The organism is Polynucleobacter sp. MWH-Berg-3C6 (genome assembly GCF_018881855.1).
In the GTDB taxonomy this organism is placed as follows: domain Bacteria; phylum Pseudomonadota; class Gammaproteobacteria; order Burkholderiales; family Burkholderiaceae; genus Polynucleobacter.
In genome coordinates this window covers 539,179-565,537 of the sequence record NZ_JACVPN010000001.1, presented here as the reverse complement: position 1 = coordinate 565,537, position 26,359 = coordinate 539,179, and the positions used below count along the sequence as shown (strand labels likewise).

Annotated in this window: 24 protein-coding genes, 1 other RNA gene and 1 pseudogene; 4 read left to right on the top strand and 22 right to left on the bottom strand. The window is 46.4% G+C overall.

Annotated features, from left to right (window positions below; genetic code table 11):
• Positions 1 to 50: 50 nt before the first annotated feature.
• Genes hisS through ndk form a run of 4 tightly spaced genes read right to left on the bottom strand, consistent with a single transcriptional unit; the run spans position 51 to position 4,338 of the window.
• Positions 51 to 1,370, bottom strand: coding sequence for a histidine--tRNA ligase (gene hisS / locus ICN13_RS02955; RefSeq protein WP_216138891.1), 1,320 nt, complete (start codon positions 1,368 to 1,370; stop codon positions 51 to 53).
• Positions 1,371 to 1,400: 30 nt separating this feature from the next.
• Positions 1,401 to 2,669 (bottom strand): flavodoxin-dependent (E)-4-hydroxy-3-methylbut-2-enyl-diphosphate synthase, encoded by a 1,269-nt coding sequence (gene ispG, locus ICN13_RS02950; RefSeq protein WP_216138890.1) that lies wholly within the window; start codon positions 2,667 to 2,669, stop codon positions 1,401 to 1,403.
• A 13-nt stretch (positions 2,670 to 2,682) separates the two neighbouring features.
• Positions 2,683 to 3,870, bottom strand: coding sequence for a 23S rRNA (adenine(2503)-C(2))-methyltransferase RlmN (rlmN, locus tag ICN13_RS02945; RefSeq protein WP_216138889.1), 1,188 nt, complete (start codon positions 3,868 to 3,870; stop codon positions 2,683 to 2,685).
• Between the two features lie 42 nt (positions 3,871 to 3,912).
• The gene (gene ndk, locus ICN13_RS02940) at positions 3,913 to 4,338 is read right to left on the bottom strand and encodes a nucleoside-diphosphate kinase (protein WP_216138888.1); all 426 of its coding nucleotides are present in this window, start codon (positions 4,336 to 4,338) and stop codon (positions 3,913 to 3,915) included.
• Between the two features lie 268 nt (positions 4,339 to 4,606).
• On the opposite strand from ndk, the gene ICN13_RS02935 reads away from it, so the two are divergent.
• Entirely contained in the window at positions 4,607 to 5,308 is a 702-nt protein-coding gene (locus ICN13_RS02935; RefSeq protein WP_216138887.1) for a Bax inhibitor-1 family protein, read from the top strand.
• A gap of 328 nt (positions 5,309 to 5,636) precedes the next feature.
• Here ICN13_RS02935 and rlmD read toward each other — a convergent pair whose 3' ends face one another.
• From rlmD to dnaX, 13 genes and pseudogenes are all read right to left on the bottom strand, one after another.
• Positions 5,637 to 7,061 (bottom strand): 23S rRNA (uracil(1939)-C(5))-methyltransferase RlmD, encoded by a 1,425-nt coding sequence (gene rlmD, locus ICN13_RS02930; protein ID WP_216139275.1) that lies wholly within the window; start codon positions 7,059 to 7,061, stop codon positions 5,637 to 5,639.
• The gene (locus ICN13_RS02925; protein WP_216138886.1) at positions 7,054 to 7,875 is read right to left on the bottom strand and encodes a 3'-5' exonuclease; all 822 of its coding nucleotides are present in this window, start codon (positions 7,873 to 7,875) and stop codon (positions 7,054 to 7,056) included. The genes rlmD and ICN13_RS02925 overlap by 8 nt, the downstream gene beginning before the upstream one ends.
• Positions 7,876 to 7,892: 17 nt before the next feature.
• Entirely contained in the window at positions 7,893 to 8,654 is a 762-nt protein-coding gene (locus tag ICN13_RS02920; protein WP_255534008.1) for a peptidoglycan DD-metalloendopeptidase family protein, read from the bottom strand.
• Between the two features lie 26 nt (positions 8,655 to 8,680).
• Positions 8,681 to 9,304: pseudogene (locus tag ICN13_RS02915) on the bottom strand (protein-L-isoaspartate(D-aspartate) O-methyltransferase); the annotation flags it as partial.
• A gap of 29 nt (positions 9,305 to 9,333) precedes the next feature.
• The gene (gene surE, locus ICN13_RS02910; RefSeq protein ID WP_216138883.1) at positions 9,334 to 10,122 is read right to left on the bottom strand and encodes a 5'/3'-nucleotidase SurE; all 789 of its coding nucleotides are present in this window, start codon (positions 10,120 to 10,122) and stop codon (positions 9,334 to 9,336) included.
• A gap of 22 nt (positions 10,123 to 10,144) precedes the next feature.
• A complete protein-coding gene (locus ICN13_RS02905; protein WP_216138882.1) occupies positions 10,145 to 13,222 on the bottom strand; it encodes a CusA/CzcA family heavy metal efflux RND transporter in 3,078 nt (1,025 codons plus the stop codon).
• Complete coding sequence (locus ICN13_RS02900; protein ID WP_255534007.1) at positions 13,223 to 14,494, bottom strand: efflux RND transporter periplasmic adaptor subunit; 1,272 nt, start codon at positions 14,492 to 14,494, stop codon at positions 13,223 to 13,225. It lies immediately after the preceding gene.
• A gap of 9 nt (positions 14,495 to 14,503) precedes the next feature.
• Entirely contained in the window at positions 14,504 to 15,961 is a 1,458-nt protein-coding gene (locus ICN13_RS02895; RefSeq protein ID WP_216138881.1) for a TolC family protein, read from the bottom strand.
• 252 nt (positions 15,962 to 16,213) lie between these two features.
• On the bottom strand, positions 16,214 to 17,629 hold the full coding sequence (locus ICN13_RS02890; RefSeq protein WP_216138880.1) for a carbohydrate porin: 1,416 nt from the start codon (positions 17,627 to 17,629) through the stop codon (positions 16,214 to 16,216).
• Between the two features lie 243 nt (positions 17,630 to 17,872).
• Positions 17,873 to 18,091 (bottom strand): ParD-like family protein, encoded by a 219-nt coding sequence (locus ICN13_RS02885; RefSeq protein ID WP_216138879.1) that lies wholly within the window; start codon positions 18,089 to 18,091, stop codon positions 17,873 to 17,875.
• 1 nt (position 18,092) lies between these two features.
• Positions 18,093 to 18,707 (bottom strand): recombination mediator RecR, encoded by a 615-nt coding sequence (gene recR, locus ICN13_RS02880; protein WP_216138878.1) that lies wholly within the window; start codon positions 18,705 to 18,707, stop codon positions 18,093 to 18,095.
• A 21-nt stretch (positions 18,708 to 18,728) separates the two neighbouring features.
• A complete protein-coding gene (locus ICN13_RS02875) occupies positions 18,729 to 19,052 on the bottom strand; it encodes a YbaB/EbfC family nucleoid-associated protein (protein ID WP_072582156.1) in 324 nt (107 codons plus the stop codon).
• 65 nt (positions 19,053 to 19,117) lie between these two features.
• Positions 19,118 to 20,785, bottom strand: a complete 1,668-nt coding sequence (gene dnaX / locus ICN13_RS02870; RefSeq protein ID WP_216138877.1) for a DNA polymerase III subunit gamma/tau — start codon at positions 20,783 to 20,785, stop codon at positions 19,118 to 19,120.
• Between the two features lie 32 nt (positions 20,786 to 20,817).
• Here dnaX and ffs point away from each other — a divergent pair.
• Positions 20,818 to 20,916: signal recognition particle sRNA small type (gene ffs / locus ICN13_RS02865), an RNA gene on the top strand.
• An 82-nt stretch (positions 20,917 to 20,998) separates the two neighbouring features.
• Here ffs and ICN13_RS02860 read toward each other — a convergent pair.
• From ICN13_RS02860 to ICN13_RS02845, 5 genes are all read right to left on the bottom strand, one after another.
• On the bottom strand, positions 20,999 to 21,325 hold the full coding sequence (locus ICN13_RS02860; RefSeq protein WP_216138876.1) for a YkgJ family cysteine cluster protein: 327 nt from the start codon (positions 21,323 to 21,325) through the stop codon (positions 20,999 to 21,001).
• Between the two features lie 69 nt (positions 21,326 to 21,394).
• On the bottom strand, positions 21,395 to 21,934 hold the full coding sequence (locus ICN13_RS02855) for a TIGR00645 family protein (RefSeq protein ID WP_216138875.1): 540 nt from the start codon (positions 21,932 to 21,934) through the stop codon (positions 21,395 to 21,397).
• A gap of 140 nt (positions 21,935 to 22,074) precedes the next feature.
• A complete protein-coding gene (locus tag ICN13_RS10130) occupies positions 22,075 to 22,206 on the bottom strand; it encodes a hypothetical protein (RefSeq protein ID WP_255534006.1) in 132 nt (43 codons plus the stop codon).
• Positions 22,207 to 22,240: 34 nt separating this feature from the next.
• Positions 22,241 to 23,551 (bottom strand): Y-family DNA polymerase, encoded by a 1,311-nt coding sequence (locus ICN13_RS02850; RefSeq protein WP_216138874.1) that lies wholly within the window; start codon positions 23,549 to 23,551, stop codon positions 22,241 to 22,243.
• Complete coding sequence (locus ICN13_RS02845; protein ID WP_216138873.1) at positions 23,551 to 24,051, bottom strand: LexA family transcriptional regulator; 501 nt, start codon at positions 24,049 to 24,051, stop codon at positions 23,551 to 23,553. The genes ICN13_RS02850 and ICN13_RS02845 overlap by 1 nt, the downstream gene beginning before the upstream one ends.
• A 214-nt stretch (positions 24,052 to 24,265) precedes the next feature.
• On the opposite strand from ICN13_RS02845, the gene ICN13_RS02840 reads away from it, so the two are divergent.
• Complete coding sequence (locus tag ICN13_RS02840; RefSeq protein WP_216138872.1) at positions 24,266 to 25,333, top strand: tartrate dehydrogenase; 1,068 nt, start codon at positions 24,266 to 24,268, stop codon at positions 25,331 to 25,333.
• Positions 25,330 to 26,292: a tripartite tricarboxylate transporter substrate binding protein gene (locus tag ICN13_RS02835; RefSeq protein WP_216138871.1), complete on the top strand. Its 963-nt coding sequence runs from the start codon at positions 25,330 to 25,332 to the stop codon at positions 26,290 to 26,292. Before ICN13_RS02840 ends, ICN13_RS02835 begins: the two co-directional genes overlap by 4 nt.
• Positions 26,293 to 26,359 lie beyond the last annotated feature (67 nt).

Genomic DNA, 26,359 nt, shown 5'->3' with positions numbered 1-26,359 from the left:
GCTAATTAATAAGGGTTTTATTACTATTAAATACAACCAATAGACTCATTCTATTCGGAGGCGCCTACCAAGGCATCAATTACAGCCTCTAGTACCCCATCGAAAGGCACGGCTTTTTGCTCGCCGCTAGCACGCAAGTCTTTGATCTGAGCCTCATTCTTGGCCAATTCATCTGGGCCAATAATGACTGCAAAGGCTGCCCCACTAGCATCCGCTTTCTTCATCTGTGACTTAAAGCTGGCAGATTGGCCATCTGGCGGGCAGAAAAGAATGGTATCGATACCAGCGCTCCGAAGACGCTCAGCAATGATCATGGCAGCCGTTAAAGTTTCGCCGCCTTGATGCAATACAAAGATATCGCATTGAGACTGTGCTTCTGGCAATGATCCAGATACCTTCATGAGCTCCAAAACACGCTCCATGCCCATAGCCCAACCACAAGCAGGTGCCGCCTTACCACCCATACGCTCAATTAAGGGATCGTAACGACCGCCGCCAGCAATCGTACCCTGCGCACCTAACTCATCTGTGACCCACTCGAATACGGTGAGGTTGTAATAATCTAAGCCGCGTACTAGGCGTGGATTGATTTTGCAAGGAATATTATTTGCCTTCAGCAAAGCCTGTACTGCATTGAAATGCGCAAGAGATTCTGCACCCAAGAAATCCAATAACTTTGGTGCGCCTTCAATCAATGCCTGCATCTCTGAATTTTTAGAATCCAAAATACGTAAAGGGTTGCTAATCAAGCGACGCTGAGAGTCCTCATCTAACTGTGATTTATTTTTCTCAAAGTAAGTTACCAGCGCAGCACGATGCTCTGCACGCTCATTGGCCTGTCCTAGAGAGTTGATCTCCAAGCGAACACCTTTTAACCCCAACTCATCCCAAAGACGTTGACCCATAAGAATGATTTCAGCATCGATATCGGGGCCAGCAAAGCCTAAAGCTTCAATACCAAACTGGTGGAACTGGCGATAGCGACCACGCTGTGGACGCTCATGACGAAACATCGGGCCGGTGTACCAAAGACGCTTAGGGCCCTCATATAACAAATTGTTTTCAATTACAGAACGTACTAATGCAGCAGTACCTTCGGGGCGTAAAGTAAGCTGTTCGCCATTTAAACGATCCTCAAAGGAATACATTTCTTTTTCAACAATATCGGTCACCTCGCCAATACCACGCTGAAATACTGCAGTTGCCTCAACAATCGGTGTTCGCAAGAACTCATAACCATAAGCACGAGTTAAATCCCGCAGGACATGATCAAGGTGAGCCCACTGCGCAGCATCAGCGGGCAGCAAATCATTCATGCCACGTACGCCATTAATTTTCTGGGCTTTGGTTTTACTTGTTTGATCAGTCATTTTTATTCTTGTTTTACTAATTTAGATCTATTAGGCTTTTGCTGCGTAATTCTGCTTCACGTATTCATCCACGATGACCTGAAAATCTTGTGCAATATTTTCACCGCGCAATGTTTTGACTTTAACGCCATCCACAAATACCGGGGCTGCCGGTGTCTCCCCCGTCCCTGGTAAAGAAATACCAATATTGGCATGCTTGCTCTCGCCTGGGCCATTTACGATACAGCCCATCACGGCCACATTCATATTCTCAACACCTGGGTGGGTTTTCTTCCAGATAGGCATTTGTTGGCGCAGATACGACTGAATATCAGCAGCTAGTTCTTGGAAAGTCGTGCTGGTGGTTCTGCCGCAACCCGGGCACGCAATTACCATTGGCGTGAAATTACGCAAACCCATTGTTTGCAAAATCTCTTGGGCAACAATTACCTCGTTCTCACGAGGAGCGCCTGGATCAGGGGTTAAAGAAACCCGAATCGTGTCACCAATACCTTCTTGCAACAAAATACCCATTGCTGCAGTAGAAGACACAATGCCTTTACTGCCCATACCTGCTTCGGTCAAACCTAAGTGCAGTGGATAGTCGGAACGATTCGACAGATCACGATATACGGCAACCAAGTCTTGCACATTGCTCACTTTGCAAGACAGCAAAATTTGATTAGGGTTCATGCCCAGCTCAACGGCTTTTTCTGCAGACTGTAATGCTGATTGAATCAGGGCCTCAATCATGACTTCTTGTGCAGTCTTCGGATCTGCCAAAGCGGCATTGCTATCCATAATGGATGCCAATAGATCTTGATCTAAGCTTCCCCAGTTCACGCCAATGCGGATTGGCTTGTCGTATTTGCAGGCTGCTTCAATCATTTGCGCAAACTGTGGATCACGCTTAGCGCCCTTACCCACATTACCAGGATTAATACGGTACTTCGAGAGCGCTTTAGCGCACTCAGGGAAATCATTCAATAAAGTGTGGCCGTTGTAGTGAAAGTCGCCAATCAACGGCACTAAGATATCCATCTTGTCTAGTTGCTCACGAATATAGGGAACAGCTGCTGCGGCTTCTGATGTATTAACAGTAATACGCACCATCTCGGAACCAGCACGCGCCAGCTCTTTAATCTGTATCGCGGTACCTACCGCATCCGCAGTATCGGTATTGGTCATCGATTGCACGCGAACGGGAGCATCGCCGCCCACGGTAATGATGTTACTTTTCCAGGCAACTGTCGCTTGACGGGTTGCGCGCTTGGGGGATGGTCCTAGCGGGAGTTTTGATGATGAATTATTAGAGCTCATAGGGATCTAATCCTTAATTTAACTTTTTGAGCCATTCAATTGGCTGCTCTTGTGATTCTGTAATGATGTCTGCATCGTGTACCGCACGTTCACGCACTCGCGTGCGATCCACAACATCTCCCGCTAACTGACCGCAGGCAGCGGCAATATCATCACCACGAGTTTTGCGCACCGTTGCTACCATGCCCGCATCTAATAAGATACTAGCAAAAGCATGAACCCGCTGGGCTGGCGAGCGCTTCAGGCCTGACTCAGGAAATGGATTAAATGGAATCAGGTTGATTTTGCACTTAATATTCTTGAGCAGTCGTACCAATTCTTTTGCTTGAATATCGGAATCGTTCACGCCATCGAGCATGCAGTATTCAAAAGTGAGGAAGTCTCTTGGCGCAAATGGCAAATAACGCTCACAAGCATCGAGTAGTTCATGCAATGGATACTTTTGATTCAGCGGTACTAATTGATCACGCAATTTATCGTTGGGTGCATGCAATGACACAGCGAGCGCGACTGGGCAGTCTTGTGCCAAGCGATCAATCATGGGCACCACACCTGATGTAGACACTGTGACACGTCGACGAGATAAACCATAGGCTCTGTCATCTAGCATTAAACGCAATGCTGAGACTACATTGTCATAGTTGAGTAAGGGTTCGCCCATTCCCATCATGACGACATTAGAAATTACGCGCCCAGTGTGCTCCCAACCTGGGGTTGGATATTTTTCAATTCTGCGAACAGCTTCTGGATCATTGCGCAATAGATGCTCTGCAAACCAAAGTTGCCCAATGATTTCACCGGAAGTGAGATTGCGAGAGAAGCCTTGATGCCCTGTAGAGCAAAAACGACAATTGACCGCACACCCTGCTTGAGAAGAAATACACAAAGTACCCCGATCATCCTCAGGAATAAATACGGACTCAACCGCATTGCCAGCACCCACATCCAATAGCCACTTACGTGTACCGTCTGCAGCGTGCTCATCTTTAATAACGGGAAGCGAAAATACTTCCGCTTTATCTAGCAATGTCGCTCTGAAGCTTTTTGCTAAATCACTCATGTCATTGATGTCGGATATACCTCGTTGGTGTATCCACTGCATGAGTTGCTTTGCCCTAAAGGGCTTTTCATTCAACCCCGCGACATACGCTGCCATTTGGTCAGCGTCAAAATCTAAGAGATTTACGCGCGGGGAGGTCAATGCGCCTACTTATGAATAAATAGCTAATCGATAAATCAGTGATTAGCGATTGAAAACATTCATACCAGGGAAGAAGAAAGCAACTTCCACAGCAGCTGTTTCAGGAGCATCAGAACCATGAACAGCATTTGCATCAATGCTGTCAGCAAAATCAGCACGGATGGTGCCTTTTTCTGCCTTCTTAGGATCAGTAGCACCCATCAGATCACGATTCTTAGCAATTGCGCCTTCACCTTGCAATACTTGAATCATGACAGGACCAGAAATCATAAAGCTCACCAAATCCTTAAAGAAAGGACGATCCTTATGAACGCCATAGAACTGCTCAGCCTCACCTTGTGAGAGGTGCGCCATTCTGGAAGCAACAATCTTCAAACCAGCAGATTCAAAACGGTCATAAATTTTGCCGATGACGTTTTTAGCGACAGCATCAGGTTTGATAATAGAAAGGGTGCGTTCAATTGCCATGCAAGACTCCAATAGTAAATTCAAAGATATTTGCCGAATAGGGTCTAAATGGCTTAAACAGCCACCCCACCTCAGCGACCCCCAAATTATACATTGCCTGACCGTATTTACCCCTATGTCTGTAGGGCTAAGCCCTTGAATTTACAGGGCATAAGCCCTGACTTTGTAGGTCTTTTATTAGGGGGCTTGAAATTGGGGCGTTTTGTCTATACTTAGTGTCAACAGCCCTCAATGGGCTCGTGTAATTACTATGAAAGAAGGAGTCAATATGAGTGATCTCAACTCTTACGGCTTTGGCCAAACCGGCTCAATTAGCACTATTCAGGTACGCAACCGCGTATTACGCAATACTTACGCCCTCTTAGCCTTATCAATGGTTCCAACCGTGATTGGCGCCTGGCTTGGTGTTGCAATGGGCTTTAGCCTATTTGCTGGCAGCCCATTCATTGGCTTCATCGTCTTCATGGCAGTTGCCTTTGGATTCTTCTGGGCAATTGAGAAGAACAAAGAGACAGGTCTAGGCGTACTGCTCTTGCTGGGCTTCACCTTCTTCATGGGCATCATGATGTCCCGACTAGTTGGTTACACCCTCAATAGCTATAGCAATGGTGCGACTCTCATCATGCTGTCCTTTGGCGGCACTGCAGCTATCTTTGCCGTAATGGCAACCATTGCTACTGTAAGCAAAAGTGACTTTGCTGGCATGGGCAAATGGCTGATGGTTGGTGTCCTGCTCTTGATCGTTGCCTCATTGGCCAATATCTGGTTGCAGTTACCTGCTTTGATGTTGACTGTGATGGTCCTAGCCATTGCAATCTTCTCCGCCTTCATCCTGGTTGACGTACAACGCGTTATCAATGGCGGCGAGACAAACTACATCATGGCTACTTTAGCAATTTACTTAGATGTCTATAACGTGTTTACCAACCTACTTGCACTCTTAGGTATTGTTGGTGGCAATAGAGACTAAGAACTGAAGTGTGACGTTCTCATAAGGCGCCTGCGGGCGCCTTTTTCATTGCGTAGCCTTTGTCTGTGAACGTTTAGTTCGCTACAAACATGCTCACCGCATAAGATAGCGCTATCAAAATCAATATGATCGCGAAACTATCTGAGGCTCTCATGACGCACTCCCAGTGGTTAATGAAACTGTTCACAGCCCTACCGCACTGCACAGCTTCAATCTACCCTTCCATTATTTAGGCCGATGGGTCACTTGCACCGCAAATATGCGCGATGCACTAAATTAGCGCGATTTTTACCAAAAAATGTTTCTAAATCAGGGAATTAGGCTAGTTTTAACGATCAAAAACTGCCATCGATTCCACATGGGAGGTGTGGGGGAACATATTGACGATGCCAGCACTACTGAGCGTATAGCCGGCGTGATGACACAAAATCTCCACATCCCTAGCTAATGTTTTGGGATTGCAGGAGACGTACACAATCCGTTGCGGAAGTAAATCACTCTTTTGATTATGCAATTCTGCAAGCGCTTTGCAGATTTCCATCGCACCTTCACGAGGCGGATCCATGAGCCAGCGCTCTGCCCTACCCCAAGATGCGATTGTTTCTGGGGTGACTTCAAACAAATCGCTTTTCATGAAGCTGACCGTGTTGGCTAAATTATTATGTACTGCATTTTCTTTTGCGCGGGTCGTCAAGGTTTCTAAACCCTCTATACCTAACACTTCATTTGCTTTTCTAGCAAGTGGTAATGTGAAGTTACCAAGTCCGCAAAATAAATCCAATACACGATCAGTTTTTTTTACTTCTAACAACCGAATCGCCCTACTCACTAGTGCACGATTCATCATATGATTCACTTGCGTGAAATCAGCCGGCTTAAATGGCATCTCGATTTCAAACTCAGGCAGACGGTAACAAAGCTTGCCGGTCTCTGGATAGAACGGGGCTACGGTTTCAATGCCTTTGGGCTGTAGCCAGATCCAGACCTGATGACGATCCGCGAATTGGCGTAATAGCTGCTCATCATCTGTAGTTAATGGATTCAGAGTACGAAAGACCAATGCAGTGACTGGTTTTGATTTCTTGGGATCCTCGGAAAAGGGTTCCTCTGGCTCACCTACTGCAATTTCAATTTGCGGCATACGATCTACGATAGATAAGCCCATGACTAATTTACGCAGCTCAGGCAATAAATCAGATATATGCTTTGGCAGAATCTCACATGCCAGCATATCAGCTACATAACTACTTTTACCTTCATGAAAGCCAATGAGCACTGTGCCTTTTTTAATCGAGCGATTTACCGCACTTAAGCGTGCGCGGTGACGATATTCCCAGGTAGGACCACCCATGGGTCGCAAAATTTCTTGGGGCTTGGTCTTAGCAATATGCCGCAGATCATCTTCGAGGACGCGCTGCTTCATTGCCACCTGCGCACGAATATCTAAGTGCTGCATGGTGCAACCACCACAAATACCAAAGGCTGCACACTTAGGCTCTGCCCTAAATACTGCAGGCTTAAAAATCTGTCGTACTTTCGCTTTACTAAACCGGGCTTTATCACTGGTGACGGTGTAAGTCACCAGCTCAGTAGGCAATGCGCCCTGAATAAAAATGACTTTGCCACTTTGGCCTTGAATCAACTCTTCTTCGTTTGGCGCCAAGCGGGCAATACCTTGGGCATCTAAATCGAGGGCTTCAACTCTTACCGGCTCAGTCACTTCGATATTGACTGGCTTATCGCCTCTACGCATCCGCTGCAAAACCTTGGAGATATTCTTGCCACTGGCCACCATTGGGCTCTTTGGCCTCTTTTTCCAAATAGGCTTTTACAAAGTCAATTTCTTCTTTGTATTCATCGAGAGAGAAGCCGCCACGTAGCAATTGAAAACGGCAATACATGAGATAAGTATTCACAACATCGGTCTCGCAATAGCGACGAATTTCATCAATCTTGCCGTCCTGATATGCAGGCCATACCTGACTACCATCCATACCCATCTTCCCCGGGAAACCACAGAGCTTTGCTAAGCCATCTAGAGGCGCATTGGCTCTGCCATTAAATTTGGCTAAAAGATCCATCATGTCGAGATGTCGCATGTGATAACGACTGATGTAGTTATTCCATTTAAAGTCGCGGCTATCGGCCTCTTGGCTCTCACCCATCTCCCAGTAGCGTGGCGCCTGAATATGATTAGCTAATGCGCGGTAGTGAAGTACCGGTAGATCAAAGCCGCTACCGTTCCAAGAGACTAATTGGGGTGTGTACTTCTCAATCAGATCGAAGAAGGCCTGAATCAACACCTTCTCATCATCTTGCGGCGTACCTAAGGTGCCTACCTTAATTTGTGGAGCACCCTCTTTGGTTGTTCTGCGAATCACACAAGAAATAGCCACAATTTTTTGCAGGAAGAGTGGCAGAAACTCGCTGCCTGTTTTAGCCGCTCTCTCAGCCATGGCTTTAGCCGCTACCTCGGCATCGCTCATGGTGTCTGGGTAATCTTCCAGACGCCGTATTCCAGCTACATCAGGAATAGTTTCAATATCAAATACGAGAACGGTGGCCATACGCTCTTGCCGAACCGTTACTGCAAATACGGCGTTGGATTGACTGGCTTACCGTTTACGCGCAATTCAAAATGGAGTTTAGGGGCATTAGTATCGGTATCACCCATCTCGGCAATCTTTTGACCCTTGCGCACGCTATCACCCTCTTTAACCAAGAGCTTACTATTGTGCGCATAGGCAGTGAGATAGGTGTTGTCGTGCTTCACGATGACTAAGTTACCGTAACCACGCAAACTATTGCCAGCGTAAACCACTTTGCCATCAGAGGCTGCTAGTACCGGCTCGCCAACCTTGCCAGCAATGTCGATACCTTTATTGGTCTCGTTAAATTCGCCAGTGACCTTACCTTTGGCGGGCCAAGACAAACGAATGCCAGGTTCCGCTACGACTTCTGGCTTAGCGGGCTCTGGTGCTGATGAAGGCGCATCTGCTTTATCGCTGCCCGTAGTAGATTTTTTATCGACTGGCTTAGCAGTTTTAGCACTTGCTGGCGGCTTAATCAAAATTAAATCGCCTACCTCAATCACATTGGGATTGAAGTTCGGATTTTCTGCTTTATTCCACTGTGCTACATCACGCGGTCCTTGACCATGATCTAAAGCAATACGCGCTAGAGTGTCGCCTTTTTTAACTCTGTAGTAACCGGGTGGCGCTGGATCATAGGCGACAGATCCTCCAGAACGATCCGTAACATTGGCAGGCTTGGTGCGGGGCGTAGAACAACCCACGATCAACACCAAAGATGCGGACATGAGCGCAATGAAAAAGCTTTTAGGCATAGTGGGTCTTGAATTCTGCTGAGATTTCATATTACCCCTGATTGTAAGGGTACAAAAAAGACCTCGTCCAGGACAGTTCTTTGGTAGCGCTGGGAGCTCATTCTTTCAACCATAATGAGCTGCTGCTCTTTTTCATTTTTAGCGACTGGAGCAACTAAACGACCTCCGATAGCCAATTGATCTAATAAAGCATCAGGGATGCCCAAACCAGCAGCCGCCAGGATAATGCCATCAAAAGGCGCGGCCTGTGGCAAACCCAAAATACCATCGCCGTAGATCAAGCGCAGATTATTAATCCGAAATGGACGCAGCTTAGCCCTAGCCATATCATGCAGCGGACGAATACGCTCTATTGAATACACCTCATCTGCTAGCAGACTGAGTACAGCTGCTTGGTAACCGCAACCTGTACCAATCTCGAGCACTTTACCAAGTGGATGCCTAGGCTTATGCAATAACTCAATCATGCGAGCTACCACTGATGGCTTAGAAATCGTTTGCTCTTGACCAATAGGAAGGGCTGTATCTTCATAAGCTTGTGCATGCAAACCTGCATCAATAAATGCATGGCGTGGAACAGTTGCAATGGCTTCTAGGGTTTTGCCGTGCTTCACACCGCCAGCATGCACTTTGGCTGCTAGCGCTTGACGATAGGCGGCAAATCTTTCGGTGGGAGCCTTCAACCGCGATCCCAACCATGAGATCGCATCGCTGCTAAGCGTGCGTGATGACTCAAATCCAATTGCATTGGAGTAATGGAAATGCAACCTTCATCAATTGCATGAAAATCTGTGCCTTCTGAATTATCTTTTACGTGTCCTGCTGCGCCAATCCAATAGATCTTGTCGCCACGCGGGCTATCCTGCACTACTACTGGCTGCGAATGATGGCGATTCCCTAGGCGTGTTACACGCCAGCGATATAAATCTGCGTAAGGACGATTTGGGATATTGACGTTCAGCAATGTCGCAGTACCTTCTGTTCTAGCAAGCGCTGAAATCAACATTTGCGCAACGACATCATGTGCCGCTTTAGCAGCATCCTCAATCCGATTCCAGCCACGATCAATTTGTGAGAAAGCAATGCCTGGAACACCAAACATCACTCCTTCAATAGCTGCTGCAACCGTACCGGAATACAGTACATCTTCGCCCATGTTCTCGCCCTGATTAATGCCGGAGATCACTAGGTCGGGCTTTTCATCTAGAAAGCCGGTCATCGCCACGTGCACACAATCTGTGGGCGTGCCATTAATGAAAAAGAAACCATCTCGCTCGCCACCAGCAACTCGATGAATCGAAAGCGGTCTAGATAAGGTTAAAGAGTTGGATGCTCCGCTATGATTTTGCTCAGGTGCAATGACTGTAATACGGCCCAATGGACGGACAGCGTTCACCAGGGCAAGCAAGCCAGGAGCGAGGTAGCCATCATCGTTAGAAACCAAGATATGGGGTTGACGTTCACTCATGACTATTCATTACTTTCTTAACTTAAATATTACTTGCTGGTGTTAATGCGCGTCCTCTGAACCAGCCATAAATCACTGGTAAGACCAAAAGCGTCAAGATAGTAGTTGTCACCATGCCACCAACAATCACCAAGGCGAGCGGACGCTGTGCCTCAGAACCAATCGAGTGCGACAAAGCGGCTGGCAAAAGACCTAAACCTGAGAGTGCTGCAGTCATCAGAACCGGACGTACACGCAAAGAGGCGCCCTCCACCATGATGTCCTTCATCTGGCCATGCTCTGTTGCAGCCGTTTTATTAATAAAGGAGATCAAGATCACACCATCCTGAATTGCAATCCCAAAGAGCGACAAGAATCCAAAAAATGCTGAGATGCTCAATGTTTCACCGGCAAGATGCAAAGCAAGTACACCGCCAATGGCTGCAAATGGCACATTGATCATCACAATAAAGGCGTCACGGAAGTTACCAAAGGCGCTCACAAGCAATAAGAAGATGCCAAGTAAGGCTAAAGGCACAATCAACATGAGCTTCTTTTGTGCCTGCTTCATTTGATTGAATTGGCCATCCCAGCTAATGGAATAGTTTGGCGGCAAGGTAATGTTTTGCTCAACCAAATACTGCGCATCTTCAACAGCGCTACCTAAGTCACGATTACGCACGCTAAATTTAATTGCAATATAGCGCTTACCTGCTTCACGATAGATAAAGAATGGCCCATCAGTTAATTTAACCGTAGCGACCATTGAGAGCGGTATCTTGATGCCATCGGGAGAGTCAACCAATAAATGACCAATATCTGCCACATCATTACGGCTGCCTTCATTTAAACGAATCGCAATACCAAAGGTCTTTTCATCTTCAAGTAAATTGGTGACTGCTGCACCACCGATCGCATTAGCAACCACAGTCTGAATATCATTCACGTTAATGTTGTAACGAGCTGCACGCTCACGATCAATCTGGATATTGAGAGTTGGCTGACCAAGCTCTTTTAAGATGCCCTCATCAGCAACGCCACGCACCTTTTTCAGCTGATCAATCACTTCATGTGCTTTTTGATCTAGGACTTCTAGATCTGTGCCATAAATCTTGACTGAGTTCTCACCTTTAACACCCGATAAGGCCTCATTGACGTTATCTTGGATGTATTGCGAGAAGCTATAAGTAATGCCTGGAATCTTATTGAGCTCGTTTTCTAAATGAGTAATCAGATCTTTCTTGGAAGATCCGGCAGGCATCTTATCAGGGCTCTTTAAATAGAGTCCGTATTCTTGGTTAAACACACCAGTAGAATCAGTGCCGTCATCAGGACGACCAATTTGCGCGGCAACCTTATCAATCTCAGGTTGCCTCATAAAGGTTTCACGTAATTGATTAGCAACCTTCACTGAATAATCCAGATCGACTGTATTTGGCAAGGTAACGCGTAGCCAAATATTATTTTCTTCTAGAGTCGGCAAGAATGCCGTGCCTAGGCGAGTCATGCTTAATAGGGTTAATCCAAGCACAAACACCGCTACTGAAAATACTGTCAATGGACGATCCATCCATCTTCTGAGCAAAGGCTTGTAGCTTTCGAGAATTTTGGTGATAAATGATGGTGGCTTGTGATGCAGATTCTCACCGAATACCAATGAGATCATTGCTGGCAAGAAAGTTAGACTCAAGACCATGGCCGCAATCAAAGCAAAGCCCATGGTGAAGGCCATTGGCTTAAAGATGATGCCTTCCACACCGCCCATGAAGAACAATGGGGAGTAAGCCACGATGATGATGCCGGTCGAATAAATCATGGCGCGCTGCACTTCACTGGTTGCCATAATGATGCTTTGGTTTAGGCGCTTACCACCCTCTTCTAAGTGACGCATGACGTTCTCCGTCAGAATCACCGCGGAGTCGACGATCACTCCAAAGTCAATCGCACCCAAAGAAATCAAGTTGGCTGGAACACTCCATAAATGCATTTGGATAAATGACACACACAAAGCCAACGGAATAACTGCAGCAACTACGGCAGCTGCGCGAATATTGCCCAAGAAGAAGAATAAGACTGCCAAAACCAAAGAGATACCAAAGAACAAGGTATGCTTAACAGTACCAATTGTGATGTCTAAAAGAACCTGACGATCGTAGAACGGCTTTACTTCAATGCCTGGTGGTAATACATGCTTATTGATGTTGTCAACAGTATTACGAACTCGCGCCAATACTTCAGTAGCATTCTCGCCGCGACGCAAATAAACGATCCCTTCAACAGAGTCAGGATTGTTGTTGAACTGGAACATACCCAAACGTGGTGCGTTACCAATCTCTACTTTAGCTACATCACCAATACGGATCGGCACGCCATTGTTGATGGTGATGACTACTTCCTTAATATCTGCGATATTTTTTAGTAAGCCTACGCCACGCACTACAAACTGTTGCTCACCGCTAGGCAGTAGACCACCCCCAGCATTGCTATTGGCATTTGTGAGCGCTAAGATCAATTGATTAACAGAAACGCCTTTAGCCTGAAGGCTTTCAGGACTGACGATCACCTGATATTGCCGTACCTTGCCACCAAATGAAGAAACGTCGGCTACACCTGGCGTTTGCTTGAGCTCTTTATAGATCTCATAGTTCTGCAGCGTCTTTAATAGTGTTGAAGTCGCATATTCAGAACGGACTTCATAACGCATGATCTCGCCGGTCGCGTCTGAGTCAGGGCTAATACTTGAAGTCACACCCGGCGGAAAACTCACGTTAGCTAAGTTTGCTAAGAATGTTTGGCGCGCCTTGAATGGATCTGTAGTGTCATTAAACTTGAGTGTGACTACAGATAAGCCAAATAGAGATACCGAGCGAAAAGCTTGCAGGCCTGGAATACCCGCTAATGCGTTCTCAACCGGAATAGTGACTTGCTGCTCAACCTCAGTAGTACTTCTTCCAGGCCATTGTGAAATAGCTTGAATGGTTAGCGGCGCAACACCAGGATATGGCTGAATTGGCAATTTGCTCAAACTGAGCATGCCCAATCCAAGTAATACGATGGAGGCGAAGATAACCAGTACCCGCTTCTCGATTACCCCTCGAATGAAGGAGGTGAAGACGCTCACTTAGTCCTCCTGCTTGGCGAAGCGGTCGTTCAACAAAACAGCGCCTTCTGCCAAAACCTTCCATCCAGGTTCAACGCCCTCGGTAATCGCAAAGGCCTTGCTATTCAGGTCATATCCTTTAACGGGCACACGACGGAAAGTCTCTTCGCCCACTTTAATGATGGCAAATCGATTCTCACGAATACGGACAATGGCTGATTGTGGAACAACTACGGCATCCGCAGTGCCCGTAGTCAGCAGACCAGAGGCATACATGTCCGGTCGCAGTAAATCATCAATATTTTCTACATCAGCACGAATCAATAAAGCTCTCGTTTGTGGATCAATAGCTGGAGCAATGTAATTGGCATAAGCAATGAACTCTTTTTCAGGATACGCTTCAAGGCGCAAAATCATTTTTTGCCCCTGCTTAATCATCCTAAAGTCTTGCTCAAACACATTACCCAAGAACCATAACTGCTTAGGGTCAGCCAAGGTAGCAATCACATCACCAGAGTTCACTGCGGCACCAGGTTCAACATTGCGCTTCACTACAACGCCCTTCAGTGGTGAGCGCATCACCAAATTAGCTGTTGTCTTGCCGGTAGTTTCAATGCTCTTGATATCCCCATCTCCCGCACCTAGATTTCTCATGCGGTTAGCAGCAGCCTGCTGAGTAATACGAGCATCCCCCAGCAAATCACTCATAGTTTTACTACTCTCTAAAACCTTAGCAGTTTTAGAGGAAAGTAAATACTCTTGTTGGGCGGAAATAAATTCTGGACTATAAAGCTCTACAACTGGTGAACCAATGTCCACTTGTGCACCATCAAAAGCATAAATACGTTCAACCCTACCCGGGGCGCGTGCTGATAGCACTTTTGATTTTTCAGCATTAAATGCAAGACGTCCGGGCACTTTAATATTCACTGGCACCTGAACTTTTTCTGCAGTCTGAAATACATAAATCTCAGGATTGAGTTTTACACCTGGAAGCTGCAGCTCTAATACACCAGTGGCTTCAACCTTTAACCCCTTACCAGAGCTTTCAATTTTGACAGCGCGATTTACGTTAGTAACGCGACCCAGCACAATGCCCAGAGACAGAATTGCAAAGGCAAAAGCGGCTAAGCGAACGCGATAACGATTTGTTGGGGAGAGATTCCAATACAAACCCACCAAACCAGTAGCGGCAACTTTTGCATGATGTGTGCCATGGTGCACACCTTTATGCAAATGCGGTTTTACTTTTTCAGTTAAACCCTTTAGAAACGCAATCAATTTATCAACCAAAACTGCTCCTTAAAAAGGCTCTTTGCCTGCAGAAACCATTAATACTGCTTGCGCTTGCAATAGATTACTCTCTGCTTGCGCCAATGCAATCTCTAAGTTACGCAATTGAGTTTGCGCAGTCAATAGATCATTAAAGCCCTGGCCATTATTAGAGTACTGGGTCAGGCCGACCTTATAGGCAGCATCGGCTTGTGGCACTTGGCGATCTTTTAAAAACTGAGTTTGGGTTTTGGCCTGCTCATAAGTGGCATATGCCGTATTTACAGCCAATACAATTTGCTGGCGATTAGAAATATTACCGGCCTCAGCAGCTGCTTGATTACGTTGCGCCTGCTCTACCCCATACTTTTCCTTAGTAAAGAAATACAGCGGAATAATGAGATCTAATTCGAACTGATAAAACATCGCGCCGTTGTTAGCAGAAAATGGTCCACGCGGAGTATAAGAGGAACCAATCACCTGAAAGTCTGGGAGATATGCTTTCTTGGCAAGAGCAACACCTTTACGTGCAGCATCGAGTTGCAAGGCTGAACTCTTTAGAGCAGGATGACTAGATTCTGCATAGTCCTCTAGCTCGACTAATGTTGGCACACCATTCATGGCGCGTCGTACATCGCCACGGAGCACTAGCTTTTCACGGGAATGACGACCAACCAAGGTATTGATGTTATTTAGTGCAACTTGCAATTGACGCTCGACATTGAACTGATCGGCTTCGGCCGCACTTTGTGCTACTTGCGCATTCAAATACTCAACATACGCCGCAGCATTATTGGCGTAACGTGCTTTAGCAACATTCTTTACCATCTCCAAGCGCATGACAGATTCTTTTAGAACCTGGAGTTGCTTCTGAGCCGCTAGCGCGTTGTAGTAAAGGGTTGAGAGCTGTGCACCCAATTGCAAATAAGTAGATTCAGAGCTTGCCAAAAGAGCTTCAGCATTGGTGTCTGCAATATCTGCAGCCAAACTCTTTTTTCCAGGAAACTGAAATGGTTGCGCTACAGAAATTGAGTTATTACTACTAATGCCACCGCCACCTGGATTATTTGGTGATGGTGCATTTGCACCGCCCAAGGCAAATGGTGAATTCACGGGCATACCTGACCATACCAATCCAACCTGTGGATTAGCTGGTGCAGCAATCTGCGGTACTGTTGCTTTTGCAGATAAGTAGGACTCGCGCAAGGAAGACAGTTGTGGGTTATTGAGCTTTAACTCCCCCCACAATTGCCGTAAATCCATCTCTGTTGGCCCGGATGAAACGGGCTTGGTATAAATCTTGGGCGTATTCGCTTTGGTAACCGGTGCAAATAACTCGGCTGCTTTCGCACTTTGTTCTTGGTTACTGAGTTGCGAACCAATCGATGGCGGCGCTGATAAAGAGGAGTCACCCGATTGCACAGTGACACTCGCAGGAGCGCTCTGAGCAGCAACTTGTGCAAAAGCAAAAATCGCAAAAGTTGCCATTGCGTATGGTGCAATGCTTTTGAATAAATTTGCTACGTCTCTCTTACGTATGCCGTAAATCAACAAATGCGGCTACCTCTAAATCAATATAAATGCTGTTTTTATAGCCCCTGAAGCAGATTTAGATCCTGAAAATACCCATTTCAGGGGGCTTTTAATGATTATAGGTGACAAAAGCCAAAAGTCTAATAATTGGGAATAGCTAACTTATTGATTCTAACGAAATAATTAAAAGCTGGAACGACAAAACGCTTAAAACTCAGCGTGAATCCTGAAAGATACGATGTTTACAGGGCCGCGGGCAGCGTTATATGCAGGATTGTTGATGTGCTGAAAGTTCAAACCAGCAAGCACATTCTTAATCACCATCGCGTTGTAGTAGACCTCGCCAATTCTTTCTGGGCGATAGGAAATTGTCTGACCCGCACCAGCATAGTCGCCAATAAAGTAAGAGACGCCACCAGCTTGCAAATACCCTCTTCTAAAACTTGAGAGGCCGTTTTGCATCATAGAAATACCAATGGTGTCACTCGGACGCTTCCAGCTTGTGCCATTCATACCCATGCCAACTGAGATTGAGTTATCAGCCTCAGTGAAAGACATCGTTTCAGTATGGCCATCGGATGTAAATGCACGGCCATAGATACCTAAATCTTTTGTCAATGCCTGCTCGCCATGAATACCGACACCAGTTTTATATTGGTAATTAGTGCGGACATTATTAATCGCTTGCGTACCTTGTGCATTGTTAGCGACCACATAATTGGTTGCATCAGAAAAGCGCGCCAGAATCATTCTGTTGCGATAAGCAAGTACGCTAACCTTACCAGGAAGATCAGCAATATTGTGTTGCCGCTCAACCTCAACTTGGTCACCATAAGTATTAAAGATTTGCCAATTGAGATCGCGGCCATTAGGATTTTTGGGTGCAAGCATACGAGAGGCTCGCAGAACCCAATTTTCCAAATACCACTCACCCGCCAGGCCAGTACTGTAGCCGCGCGCATCAGCAGCGTAGTCATACGCCAAGTAGGTCATGTTGCCCCAGTTCATAAACTGAATGCGCGGATCTTTAGCGTAACGACTATCGTCAAAAATATCTAAAGTAGAAAACTGTCCGGCAGTGACAACGACACGATTGCTACTAACGGTTTGTGTAATTTGATTAGCTTCATTCTCAAGGACAACTTTGTCGCCCTCTTGGTTAAATGTCTGACGTACAAAAGCACGTGCAGAATAAAATTTAGCTTGAGCTCCAGTAGCCTTACTACCCTCACCATTGGTAAAGCCACCTAAACCTTCAAGACCAGAGAAAGGTACACCAGAGATCACTTCAGGATTGAAATAGATATCCGTATTGGGTGCCACGCGAGCACCAAAGAATAAAGTGCCTGACCAGGTATAGCTCATTGACTTCTGAGCATTCAAACTATTCGAACCAGAATAGCTGGATGTGAAATTGTTGTAACGCTGGTTAATATAAGTCGTTTGACCATGCACGTTTACTGGCAATCCAAAGAGCTCGCCCTCTGTTGGAAAATCCTGAATAGGTGCTGCAAAAGTTGCAATTTGGTCCGAGCCCGAGCCTGCCTTCTGCGCAAATGCAGTTGCTCCGAGGAAAGTGCAAATAATGCTCAACAGGAGGAGTAGATAAAACTTGCGGGTCATTCACAATTTCTAATTGGGATGCCAGTGCAATGCAATAGCAAGGTGCCGACAGGGAAAACTTGGCAAACACAGCTTGAGATTGAAGCCCAAGGGTGGTGCAGACCAAATTATCCCCAAAAAGGAGCAATTTACCTAGTCTTTATGGCAATGGGATGACAGATTGCCGATTGGGGCTTGATGCACAGGGGACGGCACTATGCTCTGAAAACAACTTACTGGGTACTCAAGGGATATTTAGACAGGCTAGCCAAAACGAAATTGGCTTAACTTATTGAGACTCATCTCTGCTCTACTTGCCAAAATATCCTGGATCATATCAACTTGTAGATCAGGATTGTCTTCACATGCCTTGCCTAGACGGGCCCAGTACTCAATCTGCTCAGAGATGGTTCTTTTTGTAATACCCGAGGCAGAATTCGCATCATCAATTAATGACTCTGACAACTCGATAGAAACCAGCATGTTAGCGGCGATCCATTAAGGCTCTGGCCAAGGTTCCCGCATCAACATACTCAAGCTCACCGCCCACTGGAATGCCGCGTGCAATTCGGGTGACCTTAATACCTTTAGCTTTGAGGACCTCACCAATGTAGTGGGCAGTGGCCTCACCTTCACTCGTGAAGTTAGTTGCTAGCACTACTTCCCGAATCGGCACGCCGGTATCGGGATTTTCAATCCGAGTAAGTAAGCGATCAAAATGAATTTCATTAGGGCCCATACCATCGAGCGGTGAGAGGCGACCCATAAGTACAAAGTAATTGCCTTTGAAGCTTAAAGTCTGTTCCACCATGACTTGATCAGCAGGTGTTTCTACAATACATAACAAAGAAGGATCACGGCGCTCATCAGAGCAGGTGCTACAGATTTGGGTTTCTGAGAATGTATTGCAACGTGCGCAGTGGCCAACCGTCTCTACTGCTTCGCCCAATGATTGAGCTAGTACTGCGGCACCATTACGATCATGCTGCAAAAGATAAAAGGCCATGCGCTGAGCAGACTTAGGCCCTACTCCTGGAAGCACACGCAATGCCTCGATCAAACGACCAAGTGCATCAACAGGTGCTTCTATGCGTGCCATGAATAAATTAAATCAATGAAGTTAGAAAGGTAGCTTAAAGCCAGGGGGCATTGGCATGCCCGCAGTTGCACCAGACATCATTTGCGCGCTAGCAGCTTCTACTTGCTTAAATGCTTCTGTATAAGCAGTAACGATCAAATCTTCGAGCATCTCGCGATCATCCATTGCACCTGGATCAATTTGTACACGCTTGAGCTCGTATTTACCAGAGATGGTTACCTTCACTAAACCACCGGCGGCTTGGCCAGTGACTTCTAACGCAGCCAATTCGGCCTGCGCAGTTTTCATTTTCTCTTGCATCTGCTGAGCCTGTTTCATGAGGCCAGCAAGTCCACCTTTCATCATCGCCTTATTCCTTAGTGCTTATGTTGATTATTTCTAAATAGCTGAATTTAAATTAAAGAGGTGCATTAGAGTGGTTTAACAGAGCCACCAACTACCTTAGCGCCAAACTCTTTTTCTAATTGCTGAATAAAGGGATCAGCTGCAATCATCTGCTCGGCATTCATTCTTTTCTCTTGATGAATCTGCGCATCAACCTTGGCAACTGTCTTGCCCTCTACTTCACCTTTTTCAATCACAATCTTCACTGGCTTACCAAAGTGCGCAGTTAGTGCATCAGCTAAGCGCGCAACAGAGGCTTCAGAAGCCAACTGCGGCATTGGAGTAACAATGGTTGCGCGTACTCCCGCTGCCGAATCATTCCAATCTTGCAACTCAGTCTGAAAAGCTAACTGCTGCACTAAACCTTTTACTGGCAATTGACGCATCAAGCCATGCCAATCAGGACGTTCTGTTGCATTGCCAACTGGCGTTGCCGCAGGCGCTAAAGCGGAGGCGACAGATTTGCTAGCAGCAGGTACAGCTGTTTTAGCTACAGGCGTAGGCGCTCTAGCAGCCGGGGCGGCGGCTGGACGTGCTGTGTTTACTGGTGGCGCTGATGGATTTGAGGGTGCTGGAGCAGAACCTCCTCCACCGCTGCCTGGACGAAATGCCAACATGCGTAATAGCGTCATCGCAAAGCCAGTTTGTTCGTCTGGTGCAAGTGATAGGTCAGGACGGCTAGTAATGGTGATTTGGTAGAAGAGTTGCGCTTCTTCCTTGGTGAGCTGGGTAGCCAAACGACGAATCTCGCCTGCTTCTGGCCAATCATCTAATACAGACTCTGGGACAACTTGCGCTGCTGCAATTTTTTGCAACAAGCTGGATAGATCTTGGAGTGCTAATGAGAAAGACATGCTGCGCTCACCCATTTCATTTGCTACTGCCAACAGGCTTGCGCCATCTTTTGCAATTAAGCAATCCAAAATGCGAATGAGATAAGCATCGTCTAATGTGCCGAGCATGCCACGTACAGATTCTTCAGTAACCTTGCCAGCAGCGTATGCAATCGCTTGATCTGTTAATGACAAAGCATCGCGCATGGAGCCTTGAGCTGCCTTAGCCAACACTCTTAAGGCATTGACTTCATATTCGACTTTTTCTGCAGCGAGCACCGTTTCTAAATGCTCAACGATGAGCGGTACTGGCATTTGCTTGAGATTAAACTGCAAGCAGCGAGACAGAATAGTGACCGGGATCTTTTGTGGATCAGTAGTCGCCAAAATAAATTTAACGTGCTCTGGAGGTTCTTCTAAGGTTTTGAGCATGGCATTAAAGGCATGATTGGTGAGCATGTGCACCTCGTCAATCATGTATACCTTGTAGCGACCATTACTGGGTGCGTATGCTGCTTTTTCTAGGAGTGCGGCAATGTCATCAACACCACGATTGCTTGCTGCATCCATCTCGATATAGTCAACAAAGCGACCAGCATCAATTTCCATACAAGCTGGGCATTTTCCACAGGGCTCTGAAGTCATCTTGCCCGAACCATCAGTTCCAGTGCAATTGAGTGCCTTGGCCATAATGCGAGCAATGGTGGTCTTACCTACCCCACGGGTACCCGTAAAGAGCCATGCATGATGCAAGCGGCCTTGGTCTAAGGCATGGGTTAAGGCCTTAACCACATGGTCTTGTCCTACTAATTGCGAGAACGTTTTAGGGCGCCACGAACGGGCTAGTGCCAGTGCTGTCATGTCTTACATTCTAACAAGCTAAAATGGAATTGGATGGGCCTCCCCGCATGGTGGGTTGGATAACCTGGTCAGGTCGGGAACGAAGCAGCCAAACCCAATTTCTGCCAGTGCCGGGGGTTTGGCTCATCCACCCCTCCCCCAAGATTTAGAAGATCTTCAGAATCCTGAAAATTCCCCAAATTAGCCAAATCATTGACCAATCTAGATTAGTCATCAGGCCACCAAACCTGCCTTCTTTCTTAATTTCAGGCAATCAGCATTCATTGTTCCATCATTATTGAACACATTAAATTCCCTGCAGGGAGTTGGTCGCTCTTCATAAATAGAACAGCGATAGCCTTCTTCTTTAGTATGTTTTAGAGCGATACAAGGTGCCCCGCCTTTCTCTGTGCCCTTCATGCAAGCCAAGTGGTCTGTGAGCTTTGTTGTAAGCTCTCCCGGAACTACTCCAGTGCCATTGCCTGCAATTTCTCCATGGTAAAAACTCACCCGAAAATGCTGGCAGCACTGGCCGCATTCAAAGCAAGGGTTTGGCGTCATTCACTTCTCGGATGTATTTACTGCAAATAATATTGTGGACTTAAGAGGGGTCGTGCTCACCCCTCACTCTCAATGTTTATGAGCTGTAGTCACTATTTTTTCGGTATAAGCAATCGCTAGCGCCGATAAAACAAAGGTAACGTGTATCAGTGTCTGCCACATTAATGTCTTTTCATCATAGGATGCGGCATTAATAAAGGTCTTCAATAGATGAATCGATGAAATGCCGATGATGGCTGTTGCCAACTTCACCTTGAGAACACCAGCATTTACATGAGACAACCACTCAGGCTGATCAGGATGATTTTGTAGCTCTAAGCGCGAAACAAAAGTCTCCCAACCGCCAACAATCACCATCACTAATAAGTTCGAGATCATGACTACATCGATCAGGCCTAAGACCACCAACATTAAGCCAGTCTCTGTCATGCTCTTATTGGCCATCATCTGAATGAGGTGCACTAGCTCAATCCAAAACTGCCAGACGTATACACCCTGCGCTACGATGAGACCAAGATATAAAGGCGCCTGCAACCAACGGGACATAAATATCCAACGCGGCAAGGGGCGTAATTTTTTATCTAGATAGGTTTGCTTATCTTCAGTCATATTTGAATATTAACGAACTTTATGGCTTTGTGATTGTAGGTAAACCCTTAAATGAATTAGGGGAATAAGAGGTCCGTGATCCCCCTATTCCCCGCAAAAACCTGCTACAACAACTGATTTTTAATTTGCCCGTATATCCCTTAGTGGGATCTGCGATGAAATACCTGTTTTGTGGCACTTTCATGACGCTTGGTATTTTTCAATACTGCGCAATACGACAGGATCATGATCACTGCCAGAGAGATTCCATTGAAGTTGTTTAATAAGTCCATTTGCTTCTCCTTTGTGTGTTGTTTGTTATTACGTTTATCTAGCTACTGGCAGCTCATCCCACTTGGTGGTGTAGCTCGGTGATTTATTACTTGATCTCATTTGCCATGCTTGCTTGGCACCGTTAGTTCCCGCAGCCGCAGATCGAATCACTGCATTACCAAAGCGAGTATTGATCTCATCCATCGCTTTCATGAGATGTGCTGATTTGCCTTTGCTTTCCATATCTTCAAAGAGTGATTGCTGCACTGTTGGCTTGTCACCAATCAAATTCAGAATGACACCCGCTTTCTTGTACCGAAAGTTAGGCTGATAGATTTGCTTAAGGCCTGCTAGTGCTGCATTGGTTAAGGTCAGCGTGTCATCGCTTGGATCGACTAATGGAATCGTGATGCTTTGATGGTGCTGCGGCTCGTGTTGCTTAAAGGGATTTGTCTGAATAAATACTGTGAGCGCGCCCGTAATGCTGTTTTGGGTTCTCAGTTTTTCAGCTGCACGCGCTGCATGGGTGGCAACCGATTGGGCGAGCTCTACTTGACTGGTAACCAGTTTTCCAAAACTGCGTGAGGCAATGATTTGTTGTTTAGCTGGCGCTACTTCCTCTAACTGTAAGCAAGAAGTACCGCGCAGCTCATAGCAAAGGCGCTCCATCACCACACCAAACTGTTGGCGCATCGCTTGTGGTGAAGCTTGCAAAAGATCAAACACGCTCTGAATATTTTGAGCTTTGAGTTTTTTCGCAATTTGTCTACCAACACCCCACACCTCGCCTACTTCAGTCTCACTCATCCACTGATACAGCTCTGGTTTTGCCATAGCATTCACATCACATACGCCAGCAAACTGCTGATGTTTTTTGGCTAAATGATTGGCTAACTTGGCCAAAGTCTTACTAGCGCCAATACCAACACAGACTGGTAAGCCAGTAGTGTCTTTCACTTGCTGCTTGATCTTTTGTCCCAACTCAATCGTGTCTTGGTATTGCTTTAAGACAGTCTCGATTTGCAGAAAACTCTCATCGATGCTGTAAACCTCGAGATTGGGCGTAAAGCCTCTGAGCACCTGGACCACACGGCTACTCATATCACCATATAAGGTGTAGTTCGATGAGCAAGCCTTAATGCCGTGCTTCTTAGCCAGCTCTTGCATCTGAAACCAGGGGGTTCCCATTTTCACCCCTAGTGCTTTGACTTCAGCACTACGCGCTACTGCACAACCATCATTGTTTGAGAGCACCACCATTGGCACTTCTTCTAACTTCGGCTGGAATACGCGCTCACAAGAAACGTAGAAGTTATTCACATCTACTAAGGCGAACAACATATTGGATGGTGAATGTGCACTCATCACTTAGCGCCCTTGTTATATCTTGTGCTCGCATTGCTGTACTTGCGCACTACCCCAACAACCACACCCCAGATTTGCAACTCGCTACCTTCGTTAAAAGTAATCGCTTGATAGCTCGGATTTTCTGCTTGGAGCTCAATGCGGCCGCGCAATTGATAAAGACGCTTAATGGTGTATTCACCATCGACTACCGCCACTACGATGTCTTTGTGTTTTGGTTTGAGGGCCTTATCAACCACCACTTTGTCGCCATCACAAATCCCAGCGCCCAGCATGGAATCTCCCTTCACGGTAAACATGAAGGTAGCTGGCTTGTTCTGGACCAGGTAATGGTTCAGATCTAGGCCATCCTCAGCATAATCCGCCGCTGGGCTAGGAAATCCAGCTGAAATCCGGTGACTAAGGAGCTTGAGCTCATAGGCGGCAAAATGGCCTGCCAAGGCTTGCGGGGCTTGGCTAAGGCTTGCTTTGGCGGGGTTCATTTGATGCGTCATAGTCATTAATATACTGTATGTTTATACAGTATATGTAAAAACCGTAAAAATGAGGCTATTTTTGTTGTTTTGATGCCTTTTAGGTGCTGTCTGGGGGCGGCTACTAGCCGTAAACCCCAAGTTCACCCCACCCCTATTTAGCAGTAATGGATTGCATAATGACTCTAGAAGTTATTGCTGTATTTACTAAAGTAACTCATATAAAAACAGTAGGAGACACATGAAGACGTACAAGATAGCGTCGATTCCAGGAGATGGAATTGGCAAGGAAGTTATTCCTGAATGCGAAAAGGTGTTAACTGCCTTAAGCAAAAAACATCCTGAAGTCGCTTTTCAGTTTGAGCACTTTGACTGGGGTGGCGATTACTACCGCAAACACGGCATCATGATGCCCAACGATGGTCTTGAACCTTTGCGTTCTAAAGATGCCATCTTGTTTGGTTCAGCTGGCGACCCAAAAATTCCGGACCACATTACTTTGTGGGGTTTGCGTTTAAAGATTTGCCAAGGTTTTGATCAATATGCGAACGTGCGCCCTACTCGCATTCTTCCTGGTATTGAAACCCCTCTGCGCAATTGCAAACCCGGTCAACTCGATTGGGTCATCGTGCGTGAGAACTCCGAAGGTGAATACTCTGGCGTAGGCGGCAGAGCGCATCAAGGCCACCCAATTGAAGTAGCTTCTGACATGAGCATCATGACTCGCGTTGGCGTTGAACGTGTGCAGCGTTTTGCCTTTAAGTTAGCGCAGTCCCGTCCTCGTAAGCACCTCACTGTCATCACCAAATCCAATGCGCAGCGTCATGGCATGGTGATGTGGGACGAAATCGCCAATATTGTTGCTAAAGATTTTCCGGATGTCACTTGGGATAAAGAATTGGTTGATGCGGCCACAGCGCGCATGGTCAATCGCCCTGAATCTTTAGACACCATTGTGGCCACCAACTTGCATGCGGACGTACTGAGTGACTTAGCTGCAGCGCTCGCAGGCAGCTTAGGCATTGCACCAACTGCTAACCTAGACCCAGAGCGTCGCTATCCATCGATGTTTGAACCTATTCATGGTTCTGCTTTTGACATTATGGGCAAGGGTCTTGCCAATCCTATCGGCACCTTCTGGTCAGCAGTCATGATGCTCGACTTCTTGGGCGAAAAAGCCCTCGGAGCTAAATTAATGGCCGCCATTGAAAAAGTCGCTGCCAATCCTAAATTACATACTCGTGATTTAGGCGGCACAGCCATGATGAGTGATGTCACTAACGCAGTAATTGAGGAGATTTCTAAATGAAGCTATTTAAATTCCTAAGTGTTTTACTAGGCGCCTGTTTCATTTCTTTTGGATTGCTATCAGGAGCTAGTGCCCAGCCCTTTCCGGATAAAACGATTCAGTACATCATCCCCTTTCCTGCAGCAGGCGAGTCTGATTTAGTGGCACGCTACCAAGCTGATATTTCTGCCAAGAAATTCAAGCAGCCTATGGTAGTCATGAATCGTGCTGGTGCTGGTGGCGCATTAGTATGGAGCGCCCTCAATACCTACCCGGCTGATGGCACCACAGTAGTAGGCGTCAATATTCCACACACAATCTTGCAGCCACTGCAAGAAGGCATTCAGTACAAGACTGAAGACATTAATGCGATCTACTACTACCACTTCACTCCTGATGCCTTGATGGTTTCCGCGGATAGTCCCTACAAGACCTATCAAGAATTTATTGCCGCAGCCAAAAAAGATCCAGGCAAGATGTCTCTGGCAGGTTCAGCCCAGTTCTCAGCGAACCATATGGCTGTTGAGCGTTTAAATAAGTTGGCTGGAGTCAAAATTAATTACGTTCCTTTCAAGGGCACAGGTGATTTGATTACTGCTTTGATTGGCATGCACGTTGATGGCGCAATGGGTTATTTGCCATTAGCGATTCAACAAAAAGGGAAAGTACGCACATTGGCGATTGCTACTGAAAAGCGCAACCCTGCTCTACCGGACGTTCCCACCTTTAAAGAGTTGGGCCTGAACTGGGTAGATGGCGCCTATCGTGGCGTTGCTGTGCCTAAAGCCACTCCACTGGTATTACAGCAAAAACTATCTGACTACTTTGCAAAGCTCAATGCTGACCCTGAAACTAAGAAGAAGCTAGAAGACTCCGGCTTTGTGATTGTGGATGTACCTTTGGCAAAAATGCCAGCATTCATGAAAGAGAAATCCGCTCAAGCCATGGAAGATGCTAAGAATGCAGGGATGATTAAATAAAGGGATCAGATTCTGTTCTTTATTTTCTTTTGAATCAAATAAAAAACCACCGAATACGGTGGTTTTT

What these genes read in the sequence shown, in the direction of transcription:
- hisS (WP_216138891.1), bottom strand. Translation starts at nt 1,370, where the DNA reads ATGACTGATCAAACAAGTAAAACCAAAGCCCAGAAAATTAATGGCGTA.
- ispG (WP_216138890.1), bottom strand. Translation starts at nt 2,669, where the DNA reads ATGAGCTCTAATAATTCATCATCAAAACTCCCGCTAGGACCATCCCCC.
- ndk (WP_216138888.1), bottom strand. Translation starts at nt 4,338, where the DNA reads ATGGCAATTGAACGCACCCTTTCTATTATCAAACCTGATGCTGTCGCT.
- ICN13_RS02935 (WP_216138887.1), top strand. Translation starts at nt 4,607, where the DNA reads ATGAGTGATCTCAACTCTTACGGCTTTGGCCAAACCGGCTCAATTAGC.
- rlmD (WP_216139275.1), bottom strand. Translation starts at nt 7,061, where the DNA reads ATGCGTAGAGGCGATAAGCCAGTCAATATCGAAGTGACTGAGCCGGTA.
- ICN13_RS02925 (WP_216138886.1), bottom strand. Translation starts at nt 7,875, where the DNA reads ATGGCCACCGTTCTCGTATTTGATATTGAAACTATTCCTGATGTAGCT.
- ICN13_RS02920 (WP_255534008.1), bottom strand. Translation starts at nt 8,654, where the DNA reads ATGCCTAAAAGCTTTTTCATTGCGCTCATGTCCGCATCTTTGGTGTTG.
- surE (WP_216138883.1), bottom strand. Translation starts at nt 10,122, where the DNA reads ATGAGTGAACGTCAACCCCATATCTTGGTTTCTAACGATGATGGCTAC.
- ICN13_RS02895 (WP_216138881.1), bottom strand. Translation starts at nt 15,961, where the DNA reads ATGGCAACTTTTGCGATTTTTGCTTTTGCACAAGTTGCTGCTCAGAGC.
- ICN13_RS02890 (WP_216138880.1), bottom strand. Translation starts at nt 17,629, where the DNA reads ATGACCCGCAAGTTTTATCTACTCCTCCTGTTGAGCATTATTTGCACT.
- ICN13_RS02885 (WP_216138879.1), bottom strand. Translation starts at nt 18,091, where the DNA reads ATGCTGGTTTCTATCGAGTTGTCAGAGTCATTAATTGATGATGCGAAT.
- recR (WP_216138878.1), bottom strand. Translation starts at nt 18,707, where the DNA reads ATGGCACGCATAGAAGCACCTGTTGATGCACTTGGTCGTTTGATCGAG.
- ICN13_RS02875 (WP_072582156.1), bottom strand. Translation starts at nt 19,052, where the DNA reads ATGATGAAAGGTGGACTTGCTGGCCTCATGAAACAGGCTCAGCAGATG.
- dnaX (WP_216138877.1), bottom strand. Translation starts at nt 20,785, where the DNA reads ATGACAGCACTGGCACTAGCCCGTTCGTGGCGCCCTAAAACGTTCTCG.
- ICN13_RS02860 (WP_216138876.1), bottom strand. Translation starts at nt 21,325, where the DNA reads ATGACGCCAAACCCTTGCTTTGAATGCGGCCAGTGCTGCCAGCATTTT.
- ICN13_RS02855 (WP_216138875.1), bottom strand. Translation starts at nt 21,934, where the DNA reads ATGACTGAAGATAAGCAAACCTATCTAGATAAAAAATTACGCCCCTTG.
- ICN13_RS10130 (WP_255534006.1), bottom strand. Translation starts at nt 22,206, where the DNA reads ATGGACTTATTAAACAACTTCAATGGAATCTCTCTGGCAGTGATCATG.
- ICN13_RS02850 (WP_216138874.1), bottom strand. Translation starts at nt 23,551, where the DNA reads ATGAGTGCACATTCACCATCCAATATGTTGTTCGCCTTAGTAGATGTG.
- ICN13_RS02845 (WP_216138873.1), bottom strand. Translation starts at nt 24,051, where the DNA reads ATGACTATGACGCATCAAATGAACCCCGCCAAAGCAAGCCTTAGCCAA.
- ICN13_RS02840 (WP_216138872.1), top strand. Translation starts at nt 24,266, where the DNA reads ATGAAGACGTACAAGATAGCGTCGATTCCAGGAGATGGAATTGGCAAG.
- ICN13_RS02835 (WP_216138871.1), top strand. Translation starts at nt 25,330, where the DNA reads ATGAAGCTATTTAAATTCCTAAGTGTTTTACTAGGCGCCTGTTTCATT.